The organism is Acetobacter papayae, assembly GCF_047721125.1.
Classification (GTDB): Bacteria; Pseudomonadota; Alphaproteobacteria; order Acetobacterales; family Acetobacteraceae; genus Acetobacter; species Acetobacter papayae.
This window is the reverse complement of sequence record NZ_JBDNWF010000015.1, coordinates 34,089-51,716: the sequence shown is the minus strand read 5'-3', so window position 1 is coordinate 51,716 and position 17,628 is coordinate 34,089. Positions and strand designations below refer to the sequence as shown.

Here is a 17,628-nt window from a genome sequence, read left to right as displayed (position 1 = left end):
AGGATACGCGTCTCGATTGGCGCATGGTGTTGCGGCGGCAGCGAACTACCCCTCATACCGTACATCAGCCCCATAACCGCAAAAATATGCAGCAGACCGACAAAAACAGCCGCAATCAGCAGCAGGACAATACCCGGACGCAGCCCGCGCACCACGCGCCCGCCCGGTGTTGCATGCTGCCCCTTACGCTCATCCACCGCAGTGTGAAAAGCGCTCATGGCGCGGCCTGCCCCGGCTGAAACCCCATGTTCTGCGCTCTCCCTTTCACACCGTTTGCGAAGGCCTGCACTCGCGTAACCTGACAGGACAGCGAGCCCGGAGCCTTCTTAATTGCACTATTTTATAATGTTGTTTTAGTCGTTTTCGTATCACGCACTGTATATTCAACGCGTAAATTAACAAGCGATAATTTTTAATATAACAGATTTCTATCGCATATGCGCAGCATACCCCAGACAAGCTGCGGCAACCCGCAACCAGAGCGCCCGGTCAGGTTAGGATATTTTATGGTTTTTCTGTAGGGAGCAGGCAGGCCGCAGAATGCACCCGCAAAACGTAGCGGCGGTGCCAACCCTTCCCGACACGCATCACGTGCGTGAAGGGCTGGCCGCCTGCGCTCAGGTCTGGGGATTACGCCGCAGGATGATGAGCATCAGTAGATTGGCGACACTGCGTGTCAGCAGCGTCAGGCTATGGAAAGGTTTATCGTTGGAGTAGTTGCTCCAGTGAGACCAGGCATCGCTGCGGCCGAAAATCATTTCGATAATCGCCGTTTCATCCTGCGTATTCCGGCTCATCCACTCAAGCCTGACCAACCCATCACGCTGGTTGATAATCCGGGCCGGGACACGTACGGTAATCTTGTCGCGCGTGTTGATATATTCGACCTCCACCGTCTGCATATCCCCTGGCAGGGGGCCAAGCATCTTGACCGACAGGCCACCCTTTGAAAGGTCCTGTGTCTGTGCGGGATAACGCTGCTGCCCCACGGCATCACGCAGGACAATATCAAGCTGGGCGGCAATACGCGGTGCCCGACGCACCTGCTTGCGCTCATACCCAACAGTAATAGCCGCCAGAACGATCAGCAGATTACCCGTGACCCAGAGCAGGTTCATGCCATAGGTCTGAAACAAGGTATGGTTGGCCCGGCTTTCAATCATGCCGTATACGCCAACAATTGTTGCGACAATCAGCAGGCAGCCCATAATGACATTGGGCCTGACCATACGGGTATCAAGATAATCCTTTGTAATCAGGCCACCTTTTGCCGTGACATTAAACGTGCCGCGCTGGGGTGCGAAAAACGCCACCACCACAACCGGTGCCAGAAAGGTGGCAATGGCGGTTTCGTAAACATAGTTCCATGTCGAATAACGCCACCGCCCCTGCATGCGCGACTGTGTCAGCACTGATTGCAGCAGATGCGGGATAACATAAGTCATGACCGCCAGCGGTGTGGCGTAAATGATATTCTGCCCGAGGAACAGGAAGGCCATGGGGGCAAGAAGAAAGATAATGCGCGGAATGGGAAAGAAAAAATGCAGCATGGCCGACAGATAGCAAAAGCGCTGCCCGAGGCTGAGGCCACGCCCCAGCAAAGGATTATCGGTACGGAAAATCTGCACCATGCCACGCGCCCAGCGAATACGCTGGCCAACATGCAGCGCCAGACTTTCAGTCGCGAGGCCACCCGCCAAAGTCTCTCGCAGGTAAGCGGACTCCCACCCCTTGCGCTGCATTTTTAGCGATGTGTGGGCATCTTCCGTAACCGTTTCAATGGCAAAGCCATCGATACTGGCCAGAGCCGAGCGACGCAGCACCGCACAGGAGCCACAGAACAGCGTTGCATTCCAAAAATCGTTCCCCGGCTGCACAAGGCCGTAAAACAGATTGCTTTCGGGCGGAATATGCTCGGATATATCGAGGTTTCTCTGGAACGGGTCGAGAGAATAGAAATGCTGCGGTGTCTGGATAAGAGAGATATTCCTATTCTGCACCATCCACCCGACAGTGCGGGTCAGGAAGCTTTTGACCGGAATATGGTCGCAGTCAAAAACGGCAATCAGCTCGCTATTCGTATGCTCAAGCGCGTGGTTGAGATTGCCAGCCTTGGCATGCTGGTTGTTGGCACGGATAATGTAATTGACCCCGACCTCACCAGCAAAGGTACGGAATTCGGGCCTGCGCCCATCATCAAGTAGGTGGACATGCAGCTTGCCGGCAGGCCAGTCCATAGCCACGGCGGCCAGAACGGTATTCCTGACAACGGACAGGTCTTCATTATAGGTCGGAATAAAAACATCGATGCTGGGCCACAGGCTTTGATCAGCCGGAAGCGGGCATTCCTTCCTGTTAAGAGGCCATGCAAGCTGCATGTAGCCTAGAAACAGGATGATCCATGAATAAACCTCTGCAAACAGCAGGGTGAGCATCAGGGTTGTCTGAAACCAGTTTTCAAACTCAAGGGTCTGGAACAGACGCCAGAAAATGTAACGCAGCGATATGAACGTGGACAGGCCTATCATCAGCAGCCGTGCGACATGGCCGGGCCGTTTGCGAATGGCCAACGTGCACAGCAGAATAATGATGCTCAGATAAATCTGCGCCACAGGAGAAATAATAGCCTGACTCGCGGTGAGCACGAGCAGAAAGCCCAGCAGCATCAGGATATACGGCGTAACTCTGCTTATTCTTTCCGAAGAGGATATCATGAGACAAAATTACCTGATCTGGCCAAGCCGCAGTAAAGAGAAAACACCGTGTGTCCAGCCCATGCCGGACAGGCACACGCACCGCACTGGCAGCCAGCCCCCCTATCCGGGCCAGCCAGCCCTTTAGTAGTCAAAGCTGTCAAACGTGTAATGCGCCATGAGAAAGGCCGTCAGCTCTGACCAGTTACCGGCCCTGCTGTAGCCAACCTGCATGCCCAGCCGCAGGGCGGGCGTTGCCTGATACACAACCTTGCCCATGACATTACCCGCAACACCGCTGGCCGACTGACGGCCTTCCGTCGAGGGTGTAACCGCACTCTGCTGCAACCCGTCATTGAGCGGGAAATAATCGGAACCGTTGCTACGGTAATGCTGGAAGCCACCCTCACCCCGTAGCAGCCATGTCCACATATCGCGGTGGCCCGACCACTCCAGCGGAAGCATAATGGCGTAGTATTCCTGCGGCGAGAAATACCCACCCTGCCCCCAGGTAAACAGATCGCTGTTACGCCGGTAGCCGTAATAGGAAAAATTAAGCCCGGTGCGGACACGCTGGCGTTCCTGATCATTCCAGATCGTGGCAATGCCGCCGGCATGAGCATCCACTTCCGTATTGGAAACGACATGCGTGCCATCAAGATAGGCAAAACCGGCCCCGGCATACAGGCTCCACTGCTGGCGCGCCCATTCAAACATAGCCTGGCCATATTCGCGGGTAACGGCACCCCATGTCCGCCCTGAAACCGGGTCTTTCATCCCGGCATAGGACAGTTCGCTATTGGTCACCATCTGGCGTCCACCGCTCATGCGCAGTACCAGATCACGTGTCAGATGCGGGGCGAACTCGATATCACCCAGTATGTTGGCAATGGGGAAACCCAGCGGAGAAGAGCCAATATCCGCGCTGAACCAGTGATTGACGTAATTGATGTTCAGCCCAACGCCCTGCGCGTAATAATGCCGCCCTGCCCCACCGCAAAGACCCGAGCTCCCCACCGTGGCGCACTGGCCAAACTGGTGGTTGTTGGTCGTATTGGACTGCGGGTTGCCCGTGAACAGAAAGGTAGGGGCGATAGAAAACGAAACCCTGTGGTTCCACGATTCAAACGGCAGGGTACCTGTGATCGGCACGGCCAGTTCGGTCAACTGGCCCAGACCATCCTCGCCCGTACGGTTACGCACGTAAAGATTGCCGTCAAGCTGGGGAGAGAGCGAGTCATGCAGATACACGATGGAGCGGTTATTGGCCTCGGTTGCCGTATCGGCAGGCAGCTCGTGATAGGCGGCGGGCAGGGTATCCCCTCGCAGGTCCTGATAGCCTGATTCGATAAGCGGCCAGCGATAGTCGGGCTTGAGCACATCGTGCCGGTCGCAGGCATCGCCACTATCGCTCTCGCATTCGATGCTCTGGACATGCTCCATGGCGGCAAGCTGGCTGCGCGTATCGTCATGAGCCTGTGCGTTTTCAGCCACGGCGGACCATGTATCACGGTCTTCAGGCGCAATGGTCTGGAGTTTCTGCGTCAGGCTCGCGGCGGTTGCGGCATCATCCGCCATGGTCGCTGCATGCACGGAGGCGCGCAGCACGCGGGTATCGTCCGGCCTGCTTTTGAGCACGTCCATATCTTCAGCCAGAGCCTGTGCGTGCATGTTTCTGGCTTCATACACACGCGCCAGAGCCAGCCGCGACTGTATGGCGTCGGGATGGGTTGCCGTATAGGGTTGCAGGCTCCGCTGCGCATCATCAGGCCAGCCATTCTTGACGAGTGCATCGGCCTGAATGGCCATCAGCCCGTCTTCCACCTGATTTCTGGTCTCGGTTTCGTGCTCGGTGGATTGCTGCCCCGGCTCCTGCGCCGCTGCATCATAAGCGTTCAGGTTAGCCAGCACATCCTGCCGCGCCTGTTTCTGAAGCCCCGAGGAATCAGACAAAGCCATGATATGCAGGTAAAGTCCCGCATAGCTCAGCCTTTGTGAGGGTGACACCGCACTGCTCTGCGCCTCTCCCTTTTTCAGCACATCATAGGCGGCCTGCGCCTCATCATGCTTGAGCAGCGCACTGGCCACCAGCAGCGCTCTCTGGCCTGAAGGGTCGGGCCTGTCCGCCAACGCCCGCAACCCGTTTACGGCGGATGGGCCAAGATGTTCGGCAGCGCTGATATCAGCTTCAGCCTGCGCGCGGTCCATCACCCGGTGCAGGTCCGGGGTTAGCGCCGCAGGGGGCATCCGCCGGATCAGGGCTTCGGACGTGGCAAAATCATTCTGCCCATCCGCGTACAGGGCCGCTGCGGTCAGGGCTTCCTGCGAGGGGTGGGGCTGGTCGGTCAGGGCGGCCATGACAGCCTGCCCCTGATCGGCATGATGAGTCGCGGCAAGGGCCTGCGCCAGTTTCAGCCGCACCCACGGGTCGCTGGGCGTGGTCTCCACAGCCTCGTTCAGCAGGGACACACGCTCGTCATCATCCGTTGTCTGCCCGGCCTGCTGAACCAGCCGCGCGCTATGCACCCGTGCCGCAAGGGCCGAGCGGGTATAGCCATTTTCCTGAATGAGGCTTTCCGCCTCATCGACACGGCCATCCTGCAACAGCATGTTCACCAGCATGGCCACGGCACCGGAATTATGCGGCATGCGCGAGACAACGCCCCGATACGCCTCTTCCGCCTCGGTCCGGTGGCCCAGCTTCATTTCAAGCTGGGCACGGAACAGGAGGGCTATGGTCTGCTGCCCCGGTATCTGTGCCAGACGGGCAATGTCACGCCGGGCATCATCATACCGGCGGGCAGCGAGTTCGCGGGCAATCTGGGCAGGCAGGGGGCTGCTGCCTGCCATGCTTTTCCGCACACCGGCCAGAGCCTCGTTCCACTGCGCCGCCGTTGCGGGGTCTGCCTCCATGGCCAGCCTAAAATTCTGCTCGGCCCGCTGCCAGTCATGCTGGCGCTCCGCCACCAGCCCTACACCGCCAAGGGCCGCCGCATCCTTGGCATTATAGGCCAGTGCCTGCTCAAAGCCCTTCTCGGCTTCATCCACACGCCCTGCGTTCAGGTGGCTGTAGCCGTCAATTCTGGCCGTATCAGCATCGATCCGCTTCTGCTCCTCACGCGCCTTTGCCAGCCTGTCGGCAATTTCGGCATCGTTGGGGTGCTGGGTCAGCCACTCGTAATACAGCGGCACGGACGAACCACGAATGGCGGTCCATAGCAGCGCCTGCCGCCACGCATCATAAGCCTGACGGCGAATGCGCGGCGAAACATCGGCCTGCGCCAGTTTCTTGACCCCATCGAGCCCAAGCAGGCGCGAGGCCTCGCGATAGGTCAGGATACGGTAATAAAGAAGCTGCGCATCCAGATCAGCCGGGTTGCGCTTCAGCCATTCCTGCAGGCGGGCCACGGCTTCCTGATAACCAAGAATGGTCGAGCCCAGAACCGTGTAATATTCCAGCGCCAGATCCTGCGGGGGCGGCCCGTTGCCAAACAGCGCCTTGTACGCCATGGCCGCCTGCAGCATTTTACCCGCCGCCGCCAGCGCACGCGCCTGTGCAAGACGCTCGGGATCAACAGGGTTCGCTGCAATCACATCCCGCAGGGCAGCCCGCATATCCTGCGATGCGCCGGTGCTTTCCATGCGGGCAAGCGTATTCTCCGCCCCCGCCAGATCCCCCAGCCCTTTTTGCGCGCTACCGAGCAGGAGCAGAGCCTGTGCATTCTGCGGCGCTATGTCCAGCGCACGGTTGGCCGTATCCTGCGCATGTTTGAACTGGTGCTGCGCGAGCCAGTATTCCGTCTCGGAAATCAGGCGGTCCAGCAGCGCGCTATCCTGTGCATTCAGACCATTGGCGGACTGAAGCGCCATAACCACAGGCGCACCCTGCGCGGGAGATAGGGCCGTTGTGGCCGCCAGACTGGCTGGGTCGCTCACCACACCCTGCGCCAGAGCGGAGGAAAGCGTGCCCCCCCACAACGTGCCAACAGCCCCTAGCCACGCCAGATGTCGGCCTGCACGCAGCACCACAGCCTGCGGCGCGGCTTTGAAAACTATCAGGCGGGAGCGTTCCATGATGAGGCCGGGCACGGTCTTTACCATTGGCTATGTCAATGCACACGCGAGACGGCGGAAACACCCGCCAGCGCCATGGCTACCATAGCACACAACGCAATCAGAATGATAACACCGCGTCGCGCTGCATCGGGGGTCGCGCGGTTTTCAAAAGCAAGCAAAGGGCGTTCTACACCGGCATAGCTCAGCACCGACACAGCCGTTGCACCACCCAGCACCAGCGCCATAGTCAGACTATCCGCCGGGAACGGCAGCAGATAGGCCGCGAGAACAATGGCAGGCCAGTGCCACAGATACAGCGAATAGGAAATAACCCCGACAGGTGAAAGAGGTTCGACAAGGCGGCGGCTCACGGCCTGCGGCTGCATGATAATGAGCATGGTGGCCACACACGGCACCAGCGCCATGAGTGAGGGGCAGGCATTGGCCAGATCATAAAAAACGGCGCAGAGCAGCAAAGCCAGAATGGAAACAGCGTAAGTCAGGGTCGAGAACAGACGCGACTGCGGCAACCCCGGCAGCACCCAGATAACCGTGCCGAGCGAGAACTCCCATAGCCGCGCGAGAATGCTGTAATACGCAGCCTGATTGCCAATATGGAAAGCATAGGCACTGCACGCGAAAGAAGCCGCAAGCATGATATAAAGCAGAAAACGCCGGTCCCGCAGGCGCGGCAGCAGCAGCGCAATCAGAAAAATAACGCAGTAGAACTGCATTTCCAGAGACAGCGACCATGTGTGCAAAAAGGGATAGGCAATGCTCTGCCCCTCAAAATACCCCACATGATGGCTGGCCCAGATATTGGAAAGATAGACCAGCGCATAAGCCCCGTTCAGGGCAATATCCGAGCGGTCGCTCTGGAGCACCCACCACAACATACCGGCTGAAACCGCCGAGACCATGACCAGCAGCGCAGGCACAAGCCGGTAAAGGCGGCGCAGGACAAAACGCTCAGGCCTGAACGGATGCTGCATGAAAGCCGAACGGCCCATGAAATACCCGGAAATGACGATAAAGATATCGACCCCGATAAACCCGCCGCTGATCCAGCCCGCATGAAAAAACATGACAAGCAGAACAGCCAGCCCACGCAGGCCGTCAATATCACGGCGCCTGCCTGCGGGGAAAAACGCAGCGTTCAAGCTGTTCTTCCATGTCTGTGGCGCCGCCAGAGGCTGCATAACCTTGATCACCATATTTCACTGGCCATGCAGCCATGTTGAAGAAAAACAGTTTTACTGCTTACGAAGCTTTTCCAGAACCGGCATGGTCTGCTGCACAATACCAGCACCCCAGACCTTGTAGCTTTCCCCGGTCAGGTGCACGCCATCAATGGTTTTGGGGCTACCCGGCTGCATAAGCTGCGTACCGTCTATATAGGTGCACGGAGCAACTTCGCTTTTGAGAAATGTCGCCATTTCCTGCGCGCGTTTGTCGGTCTTGCCGTAACGGGGGCTGTATTCGCCCCAGGTCGGGCCAATCCAGATGCAGGCCGTGTTACCAAGGGTCATGGTCAGGGTCTTGACCTGCTCATCTGCCCAGTTGGTCGAAATTTCCTTCTGCCCGTAAGCGGCCATGGTGTCACCCAGAACCACCAGCACCACATCCGGGTGCCACTGCGCAATCAGCGATGTAATGGGCGGGGGCGATGTAGGGGTCATGTTCGCAGCCCCTACCGGAGCCGTTCCCACCCGCTGATACGCGCCACAGCCATTATTGCTGTTGGGCACAACCCAGTCCGCCGCCGTGGAAGAACACACGCCATAGGTTACAACCTTGGCACCCGCCTGCTCATAGGCCTCCGGCAGGATGGAAAGCAGCGAATCCTTAAAGGTAACGTGGCTGTCTCCAATAATCAGCAATGTCAGTCCAGCCAGTAGCGCGCTCATAATCCTGTCCTTGTAACCTGTCTTTTGACCAAATCAGTCGTTTTGAAAATTCCCTTTCCCACGCGCCCCCTACTGGCGGCGGCGTGGAAAATCATCAGGGGATGGCCGCTCAGTTATCGAGCGGCTTATCCTCTTCCGGCAGGTTCCGCTGCAGCCGACGCCGTGCGCGGTTTCTCAGCCACCGGGCCGTGCCGATCACCAGCAGTGCCGTACCCAGAAGCCCGGCAACAACAAGGATCGGGATGTATTTTTCAATCGCCATTTCTATACGGATCCACTGCGGCAGCGTGCCGAGCGTATAGCGATGGGCATTCCGATAGTTGGTGATGCTGGTGCCGTTTTTAATAACCAGATCACCCTGCACGGCGGGAATGGATTCACGGTCACGCAGGCTGGCCACCATCTGCTGCAACTGCACCGGATGATCACCCAGAATAGCCACCACAGACCGGTGCGCCGCATAGGGAGATTCCCCCCCGATCAGCAGAGAAGCATTGGCGATAGGCGCATTGAGCACTGGCTCGGCCTTGTTGTGCTGCCCGCCGTCATCCTTGTCTTGGAACAGATACCAAAAGCCATCGAGCAGGGTTTTCTGACCCAGACGGATCGTCTGCCCGTTGATGTCATACGCCGTGCGTGCCAGCAACCCCTTGGCGGCGCCAAGCTGGTCAACCGTGGACAGAACCACGATATCCTTTGACTGAGACAGACCCGCCAGATTGGCGGTGGAGGCAAGGTCGATCCCCACAACCGGATACTGCGTGGCGGAACCAAAGAAACCCATCAGATCAAGATACGCGCCGGTAACAGCCAGATCAGGCTGGGCGGGCAGCACGATGGCTGTCTGGGAGTAATCCGCCAGTCTGGAGAACGGGAACGCGGCCCCGGCAAAATACGCCAGATTGGGCAGGGTTGCGAAATGGTAGCTATTGCGGAAATCCAGCGTGGAGTTAGCGTCCACCTCGGCAATAAACAGATCGTTCACACGCCGGCAGGCCCCGCGGTCGATCGGCAGCACATTGAAGTTGAAGGAGAGCTGATTACGCCCGCCAAACAACAACCAAGGCGGCAGCGAGCCATCAAACGCCAGCGCGCTGTTCTGCCCACCGGCCAGATAGGCTTCGGCCTTCTGCCACATCAGGTTGTTGGCCAGCGAAAAGCTCTGCACATAATTGCTGTTCAGCAGCAGATCGAGCCGGGCTCCCTCGCGCTCAAACGCAACAGCCGCCGGGGTCCTAACCTGCAACTTCATCGGAAAAGCGTGCTGCCGCCATGTAAACATATCGGGCGGCAGGCGGAACGGCAGGTCGATGCTCAGCGGCACGCCGCCCTGATGCTGCAATTCCGATGTGGAGAACAGATCGCCAAACCGCACAACACGATCCGTCGGCACAAAAGCTGGTGCATCGTAGGGCTTGCGCGGATCAAGCGCGATATCCCCCACCACACGAGCAGGCACATCGCCCAGCGTGTCAGACGAAAACGCCAGAACGCGCGCAGCAACTTCAACATCCTGCGGTGTGCGGCCCGTCACCACCAGAATGGTGCCCCAACGGTCGTTGGGGTTGGGCATTTCAAACAGGGTCGGGCCAAACGGCGGGCTACCGTTGCTGTCGATGGGAATATTCTCGCCAATTTCCACCGCATTGCCCGTTGCCGGGAAAGCGATGGAGGCAGGGAAAGACGTGCCCCGGAAATCAGCCAACTTACCCAGCCACGAGGCGACAATACCCGCCGCCTTCAGGCTGTTCTGTCCGCTGTAATGCGGAAAGACAAACGGCACGCGCAGGACATCGCGCATGTTCGGGTCAAAAAACGGCGCAGGCAGGTGCGAAAGTTTACGAACCGGCGGCAGCTTGATGGTGGTAATAATGACCTTTGAAAGATCAGAAACACGCGCCCACAGCACACCGTTATGCAGGTCGTTACAGTCGCGCCGGTATTCCCCCGCGAACTGGAAGTTCAGGTGATTTAGCCGCGTGAAAAAGATCGGGTCGATATCAAATACCAGCGGACCGAAATGCGCGTTCTGCGGATCAACCTTGACCGTGCCGACATACTGCTCGTTGAGTGTCACCGTCAGGCTGCTGGCCTCAGGCAGCAGCGAGGGCGACATGGCTCCATCAAGCACGATCTGAGCACGGGTTACGACCTCATCGGCCGGAATGGGAATATCAAGCCCCTGCAACGGCGAGAAACCGCGCAGGGTCATGGGGGCTGTCAGCCCAAGTGAGCGTAGGGTGAAGGTGCGCGTGGTTTCAGGCTGGGTTACCCCCATCGGGGCGGCCATGGCAGGCTGAGGTGCTACGGCATACCCCGCAGGCGGCGCATAGCCAGCGGGCGCGCCCGGCACCGCATAAGATGGCGGCGGGGCTACCTGTGCCGGAACACCCGGCGCCTGTGTATAAAAAGGCTGCCCACCCGGCACCGGCTGCTGCGGCATAGGCGGCGCAACAGGGGCCTGCATGGTTTCAGAAGCGGGAATGCTGGGCGGCGGCAGATCAGAAGACGGCTGCCCGCCAGCCGGAGCCGCAGGATACGCACCAGCCACAGGGGCGGTGGCAGGCCCGGCTGGGTACACGGGTGTTACGGTAGGAGCTACCGGCGCAGCAGGAGGGGGCGCAAAAGTACCCTGAACAGACGTACCGGTTACAGGTGCGGCCACGGGCGCCTGACTGCGCGCATTGACAGACACATCGGACGGGGAAAGAGGGGCGCTCGCCCGCTCTGGCACTTCGTACGGCGCGGATTCCTGGGAGGAAACATTCTGGGCGAGAGCCGCACCAGACAAAGCCAGCGAACTTGCCGCGCCATAGACACCGGCAAGCCAGAACATGCGGGAACCTGCTTTAAGCACGAACGGTTTTTCCCTTAGAATTTGACACACAAACGCCCGACTGAAATCGGGCGGCGTTACTCAGAAAATCTTAGATTGGAAGTAGCGTGACGAGGCATGATGATCTCTCGATTTCGCCAAAACCAGCATTACAGCTCACGTCACAAAAAAATGGGGCAGAAATTCCACATTTATAACAATCCGAAATGATATTGCGGGCAGAGTATAGTGACATCAAATTAAAATGATTTAATAAACAAATCATTAACCTTTTAAGCCTTTCTAAAAACTTTTATGCGCCATTGCCACATTGGACGCAGAAAGAATTTTAAATTCAGCCCCAACCTCGCACTCCATAAGTAACCCCTTGCCAATATCGATCGGTCAATATTAATTGACCCATAGCAAGGCGAAGGATTTTAGTTATGGGAGCGGATAAACGTTATTTTTTACCATATGGAATCCTGAATTTTACACGCTTTTTATTGAAGCTCATTCCCCTGCAAAATGGGAAAGGCAAAATCATTGATAAAACTTTTCTCAGAAACGTAAAATTCCGAGAAAAAACGCTCCATGTCCCAACCTTTTATGGCGCGCGCATGGAGGTATTACCCAACGACCATGTGGGCCGTCATGTCTTTTTTTTGGGGACATTTGACCGACCCGTTTTTGAATGCCTGCGCCTTTTCGCAGGCAATACCCCGGTTTTGTGGGATATCGGCGCCAATATCGGCTATATGTCGATAGAGTTCCTGAACCTGCTGCCTAATGCGCATGTTCTGGCAATCGAACCCCTGCCCGACATCTTTGCAATTCTGGAACAGAATCTGCGCAGAATCAGCGCCAACCGCGCCCTCTGTCTCAACTGCGCTGTAAGCGACCGCTCCGGCACAGCCAGAATGCAGCGTGTTTCCAATAATTCCGGCGGTTCGTTCATCAGCATCGATGGCGATGAAATCACCACCGTTTCCGGCGACACCCTGCTGGATATGGCCCCGGCCCCGACTGTGATCAAAATCGATGTCGAAGGGCATGAGGCACAGGTTCTGCAGGGACTGCAAAGCGTTCTGTCCAACCCGGCCCTACGCGCGGTGGTGTTTGAACACCATACCCAAACCACCATGGCCGAAGACGTCAGAAAACCGCTGCACGATGCCGGATTTAAAATTTTCCGAATCTGGAAAAACGCGTTCACCTGGGCGCTGTGTGATGCAGAGCGCCAGAATGGCCGGGCGGGCTATTACCCCACCGCCGATTTTGCTGCTGTCCGCAACCCCGCAGTACCCGGCATTAAAGTCCTGCGTTAGACGTAACGCCGTAAACCCACCCCGAAACGGGAGGGAACACCGCTACTGCTGTGGTCTCTCTAGTTCTGTAAGGAAAAATTGGTGAGCCGGGAGGGACTCGAACCCTCGACCATTCGATTACGTACCACTTCGGCTTTCGCCGCCCCGTAGGTTCGTGGTCTGGACTTTACCTTCACCATGGGCCGAAGCCTTTAGGTGGACCCTGTCAAGTCTCTACACGTTCCATCTTGCGATGGCTTCGCTCGGTATTGGCACGGCCAACCCAAGGGGTATGACCAGAGCGTTCACCGAATTTAAGGCCTGTTCCACAGCCGGTTTCCCGACTGGGCTCCCATTGAAAGTCGAATGCTCTACCGACTGAGCTACCGGCTCTCACCAATGCGGCCCCTCTTACAGCAAAGCCCCAGACAGGGCAAGCCCTCTAACCACAGCTTATTTTACGCATCTGATCAAAGCTGCCTCCCACCCTCATACCCACACACGCAGACTTTATTTTATGCTATAACAAGCGACTGGCACCGCACCGGCCCGCTACGGCCTTTTTCGATCGGGCCTGCCTTATTTCATCACGACCACCAACACCTGCCGAGCCCATGAAAAGCCCCCCACGCTCCCTGCTCCGCCTGAGCCGACGGTTGCTGACTTTCCTGCCAGCCAATCTGCTGCCAACCGCCCTGCTACACTGGCTGGGCGCGCGGGCCATTGCGGTAGCCCCGGAGCAGATCGCCATCCGTGAAGGCATGCGCGCGGGAGTTGCGGTCGGGTCTGTCATGCTGCTGGCCTGGCGGCTTGAGGCCCCTCTGATGGCATGGGCGGCGTTTGCCGCATTCTGGACCTGTCTGGTGGACCCCGGCGGGCCACTCCGCCAGCGCATACATGCTCTTTTACGCTTCAGCCTGTCCGGCATGCTCATAACAGGACTTATTTCCGCAGCCGCAGGATGGGGGCTGGTGCCGGGTTTTGTAGCGCTGGGCCTGTGTATTACCCTGTGCGGCCTTTCACGCATGGGTGGCGCCATTGCCACGCAAATCAGCGTTCTGGCGGCAATTGTTGCCGTTGTAGCGGTCTGTTATCCGCAATCGCCCATGGGAGCCATGCAGCTTGCGGGCCTGTTTGCCGCCGGTGCGGCCTGGGCGATGCTGATCTGTATTCTGGCTTGGCCGGTTGATCCTTTCGCCCCTCAAAAACAGGCCTGTGCCGCTATTTTTCGCGAACTGGCCCATATGGCAGGCAGGTTGCCCCGCGCGGCCATGGTGCAGGCTCGCCCCCCGGCTTCGGGCGCACACCATATTATCAGCGCATACCGGCGCGATATCCGCACCCGTATCGAACAGGCACGCGCGGCTCTGGCCCTGCTCCCTGCCAATGCCCAGCCCCGCATTACCCTTTCCGCCGCCACCGAAACCGCCGACCGTCTTTTTGCCGCCGTCATGGCGCTGGAACATGCCGCCTTTTCACACGCGCCCACCCAAGCGGCCCGCCGCGTTATCCGCCTGCTCACCCTCACCCTGCAGCGCGTTGCACGCGAAATTCCCGCCAACCCACCTCGGGCAGACAGGCTGGCGCGCGACATTGCCCTGCTCCGCCGCGCCAGCATGGGTGAGGATGACATCCACACCCGTGCCGCCATATTCTGCGCTGATGCCTTGCAGGCACTTCAGGCCGCATGGAACACGGTAGACACCCCCCAACCAGACGAAACCGAATCCCTCACACCACACCCCGCCTCGGCCGCCATGCACGCAGCGGCGGAGAGAGACCAGCACACCACCACGCAACACGCAGAAGCCCCGCCTGCCCGCCCCCAAACAGACATCAGGCGTGAAGCAGCCCCTCCCACACGCCCCGCGTCACGCTGGCCGGACATGCTGTTCATCCGCCATGCCGCACGGCTGGCCGTAGCCGTGCTGGCGGCCTACGCCATTTCTCTGGCGCTGAACCTGCCTTATGCCTACTGGGCCATGATGGCCGTTGTGGTGGTAACCCAGCCGAGTGTTACCTCCACCCTGCCCCGCGCCATCGAGCGCGTAGCGGGCAGCATGGCGGGCGGGTTTGTTGCCGCACTTATGGGGGTTTTTCTGCCTCAATACGCTATTCTGCTGCTGATTTTCCCGCTAGCGGCCGCAACCATTACCCTGCGCAGCGTCAATTATGCGCTGTGCGTGATGTTCATGTCCCAGCTTTTCGTGCTGGTAACAGACCTTGTCAGCACCACGCATGGATGGGATGTCGCGCTGTCGCGCGCGGCCAATAATACTATTGGCAGCCTTGTCGGGCTGGTGGCCTGTGTATTCCTGTGGCCGGGCAAACGCCCTGCACCACTGGCCGAACTGGTTTGCAGCGCATTTACGGCCAATCTGCATTACGCGGCACTCGCTGCCTGCCCGCCCCGTGCGACATGGCACACACTCGAGCCCGCCCGCCGTGCGGCAGGCACCGCATCCAGCCGGGCAGAAATTCTCTACCAGCAAAAACGGCTAGAAGGCCTGCATGAATCAGAAAACGTGAAAGCCTGCGGTGAAATCCTGTTTCTTTTACGCCAGCTTGCCGGTGCCGCCAGCATCTGGTGGCTAGAACAGCCCGGAGCCGACAGCCCGGACACGCCCCCACAGCCTCGTGCTGCCATTCTGGCTGATCTGACCGGGCATTATGCGCAGCAGCAAAGCCTGTTGCCACAGGACATGCTCACGGCACTCCGCCAACCCGCATTGATGGAAATACAGGACAATACCTGAAAACAGGGCGTTATTCCGCGCAGGCAGTACGCTCGGCCTCACCTTGCGGCTCCACCCGGAAAAGACGCCAGCCCTCGCGCTCATGCCGTAACCTGACACAGAGCAGGGCTTCACCGAGCCTCACCCGCACCAGCGCCCGGCTGGCTGTCTGCACCACAGTTGCGACCTCGGACGGCATCTGCCGCACGACACCCGCACTGTCAGCATGCAGGAAATAGGCTGAACTCTCATCGAGTTTTTGCGCGCAGTTACCAGGCCCGGCCTCATGCAAGGCGGCCACCAGCTCCGCACTGACAAAGCGCTTCAGTGCTGGATCATCCACCACGGAGCTACCAGCGCCCCCTGCGCAAAGCCGGGTGGCGTGCAAAGCTGTTGGAATATACCACTGGTAAAAAAGCGCTGTCTGCTGGGCCGGATTCCCTCGCCCCTGCAAGACAGGCTGCGCCAGCGTAGGCTGAACGGCTAGTGACGCAAACCCCACGCCCAGCGCAAAGACAATGACCAGCCATGAACACAGCCAGCGGGTCATTGCCTGCACTCCCGCTTAGCGGCCGGTAAGAATCCGTTCGACCAGTTGGCCCACGGTCGGCACAAAACCGTTCGAATAGAACGGGTCAGCCGCAAAGCGCCATGCGTTGGTGCCACCAAACATCAGCGTGTTATCCAGCACCTTGTCCTGATCCGGCCCGCTGGCATGGGCTGCCGCCTGAAGGGTTTTCTGGATACAGAAGGAACGCGGGTCCGCCTTGTGGCCGTTGCTGTAATCCGGTGCACGCTGGCTCCAGTTAGAGAAACGGCATTCGGACAGGCAGCCCATGCAGTCAGCCTGATCGGCCAGAATTTCGCGCGCACTGTCAGGTGTAACGAAAATAAGCGTTGAATCGGGCGTACGCATCGCCTCGACAAAACCCTGACTTTCCCATTCCTGTACATGGGCCAGATCTTCCGCCGCCAGAAAGACCTGCCGTTTACGCGCACCAACACCATACGGCACCGTAAGGGCACCCAGAGGTTCGGTTGAAAACGCCACCTGCCGCTCGGAACGGGCCTGAAGATCGCGCAAAAAGCTGTTATTGACAGCCGAAGAATAAAAACCCGTAGGCGAGAAGCGGTTCAGATGCACATCGCCTTTTTTCAATGTCATCAGCCGCTCTTTCCACGCCTGCGGAATAGGGCTCTCACGCGTCAGCAGCGGACGAGTGCCGAACTGGAAAACAATCGGCCCCAGCTCAGGATTGTCGATCCAGTCCTGCCATTCCTCAAGCCACCACACGCCACCAGCCATGATAATGGGTGTTTCATGCAGGCCAAAACCGCGCATGGTCTGGCGCAGGGCCAGCACACGGGGGTAGGGATCTTCAGGATTCAGCGGGTCTTCCGTATTGGACAGACCGTTATGGCCGCCAGCGCGCCACGGGTCTTCATACACCACGCCGCCCAGCAGATCCGCCGCCTTGTTATAGGAGCGCTTCCACAGCGCGTTGAACGCACGGGCGGAACTGACGATGGGGTAATAATGCACGCCAAAACGCATGGCGATATCGGCCAGCTTATAGGGCATACCCGCGCCACAGGTCAGACCGTGAATCAGGCCCTGTGTGCCTTCCAGCACGCCGGTAATCACCCGTTCAGCCGAGCCCATTTCCCACAGGATATTGGCATGGATACGCCCGCGACCGCCTGAAACCTCATGCGCGATACGGGTCTGGGCAATACCACCGGCAATGGCGTACTGCACCAGTTCTTCATGCCGTTCGCGCCGGGTGCGACCTTTATAGATCTGCGGCACGGGCTGGCCGTTTTCGTCATAACTATCTGCATTAACGATGGACACGGTCCCTGCACCGCCCGCCGCTGCCCACGCGCCAGCCGAGGCCCCGTTGGAAACGGAAATCCCCTTGCCGCCCTCGACCAGAGGCAGGACATCCACCCCTCCCATGCGCAGCGTGTTGATCGCCTTCATGATCGTCCTATCGTTCCTGCAACTGCTCACAAACAGTACGGGCGAGCCTGCCCGCCCGAAAAGGGTGGGCCATTACGGCCCGGCTTTATTGATACCGAAAAAACATCCCGAACCGGAACGGGCCTTAAAGC

Annotated in this window: 10 protein-coding genes; 2 read left to right on the top strand and 8 right to left on the bottom strand. The window is 58.6% G+C overall.

The genetic code is table 11. The annotated features are described in order from the left end of the window. From ABF757_RS06695 to ABF757_RS06670, 6 genes are all read right to left on the bottom strand, one after another. Positions 1 to 218: hypothetical protein (locus ABF757_RS06695; RefSeq protein ID WP_415481471.1), on the bottom strand; the 218-nt coding region annotated here is incomplete at its 3' end. A 399-nt stretch (positions 219 to 617) separates the two neighbouring features. After that, positions 618 to 2,714, bottom strand: coding sequence for a UDP-forming cellulose synthase catalytic subunit (gene bcsA / locus ABF757_RS06690; protein ID WP_415481470.1), 2,097 nt, complete (start codon positions 2,712 to 2,714; stop codon positions 618 to 620). Positions 2,715 to 2,837: 123 nt separating this feature from the next. Continuing rightward, positions 2,838 to 6,767, bottom strand: a complete 3,930-nt coding sequence (locus ABF757_RS06685) for a cellulose biosynthesis protein BcsC (RefSeq protein ID WP_415481469.1) — start codon at positions 6,765 to 6,767, stop codon at positions 2,838 to 2,840. Between the two features lie 35 nt (positions 6,768 to 6,802). After that, a complete protein-coding gene (locus ABF757_RS06680; protein ID WP_415481468.1) occupies positions 6,803 to 7,909 on the bottom strand; it encodes an acyltransferase family protein in 1,107 nt (368 codons plus the stop codon). 93 nt (positions 7,910 to 8,002) lie between these two features. Continuing rightward, the gene (locus tag ABF757_RS06675) at positions 8,003 to 8,656 is read right to left on the bottom strand and encodes an SGNH/GDSL hydrolase family protein (RefSeq protein WP_415481467.1); all 654 of its coding nucleotides are present in this window, start codon (positions 8,654 to 8,656) and stop codon (positions 8,003 to 8,005) included. A 109-nt stretch (positions 8,657 to 8,765) separates the two neighbouring features. Beyond that, positions 8,766 to 11,492: a cellulose biosynthesis cyclic di-GMP-binding regulatory protein BcsB gene (locus tag ABF757_RS06670; protein ID WP_415481466.1), complete on the bottom strand. Its 2,727-nt coding sequence runs from the start codon at positions 11,490 to 11,492 to the stop codon at positions 8,766 to 8,768. A gap of 599 nt (positions 11,493 to 12,091) precedes the next feature. On the opposite strand from ABF757_RS06670, the gene ABF757_RS06665 reads away from it, so the two are divergent. Beyond that, a complete protein-coding gene (locus ABF757_RS06665) occupies positions 12,092 to 12,799 on the top strand; it encodes an FkbM family methyltransferase (protein WP_415481465.1) in 708 nt (235 codons plus the stop codon). 593 nt (positions 12,800 to 13,392) lie between these two features. Continuing rightward, a complete protein-coding gene (locus ABF757_RS06660) occupies positions 13,393 to 15,534 on the top strand; it encodes an FUSC family protein (protein WP_415481464.1) in 2,142 nt (713 codons plus the stop codon). A 10-nt stretch (positions 15,535 to 15,544) separates the two neighbouring features. Here ABF757_RS06660 and ABF757_RS06655 read toward each other — a convergent pair whose 3' ends face one another. Together ABF757_RS06655 and ABF757_RS06650 are read right to left on the bottom strand one after the other, a co-directional pair. Then, positions 15,545 to 16,063, bottom strand: a complete 519-nt coding sequence (locus tag ABF757_RS06655) for a YqhG/Tai3 family protein (protein ID WP_415481463.1) — start codon at positions 16,061 to 16,063, stop codon at positions 15,545 to 15,547. A gap of 15 nt (positions 16,064 to 16,078) precedes the next feature. Beyond that, positions 16,079 to 17,497, bottom strand: a complete 1,419-nt coding sequence (locus ABF757_RS06650) for an NAD(P)H-dependent flavin oxidoreductase (protein ID WP_415481462.1) — start codon at positions 17,495 to 17,497, stop codon at positions 16,079 to 16,081. Positions 17,498 to 17,628 lie beyond the last annotated feature (131 nt).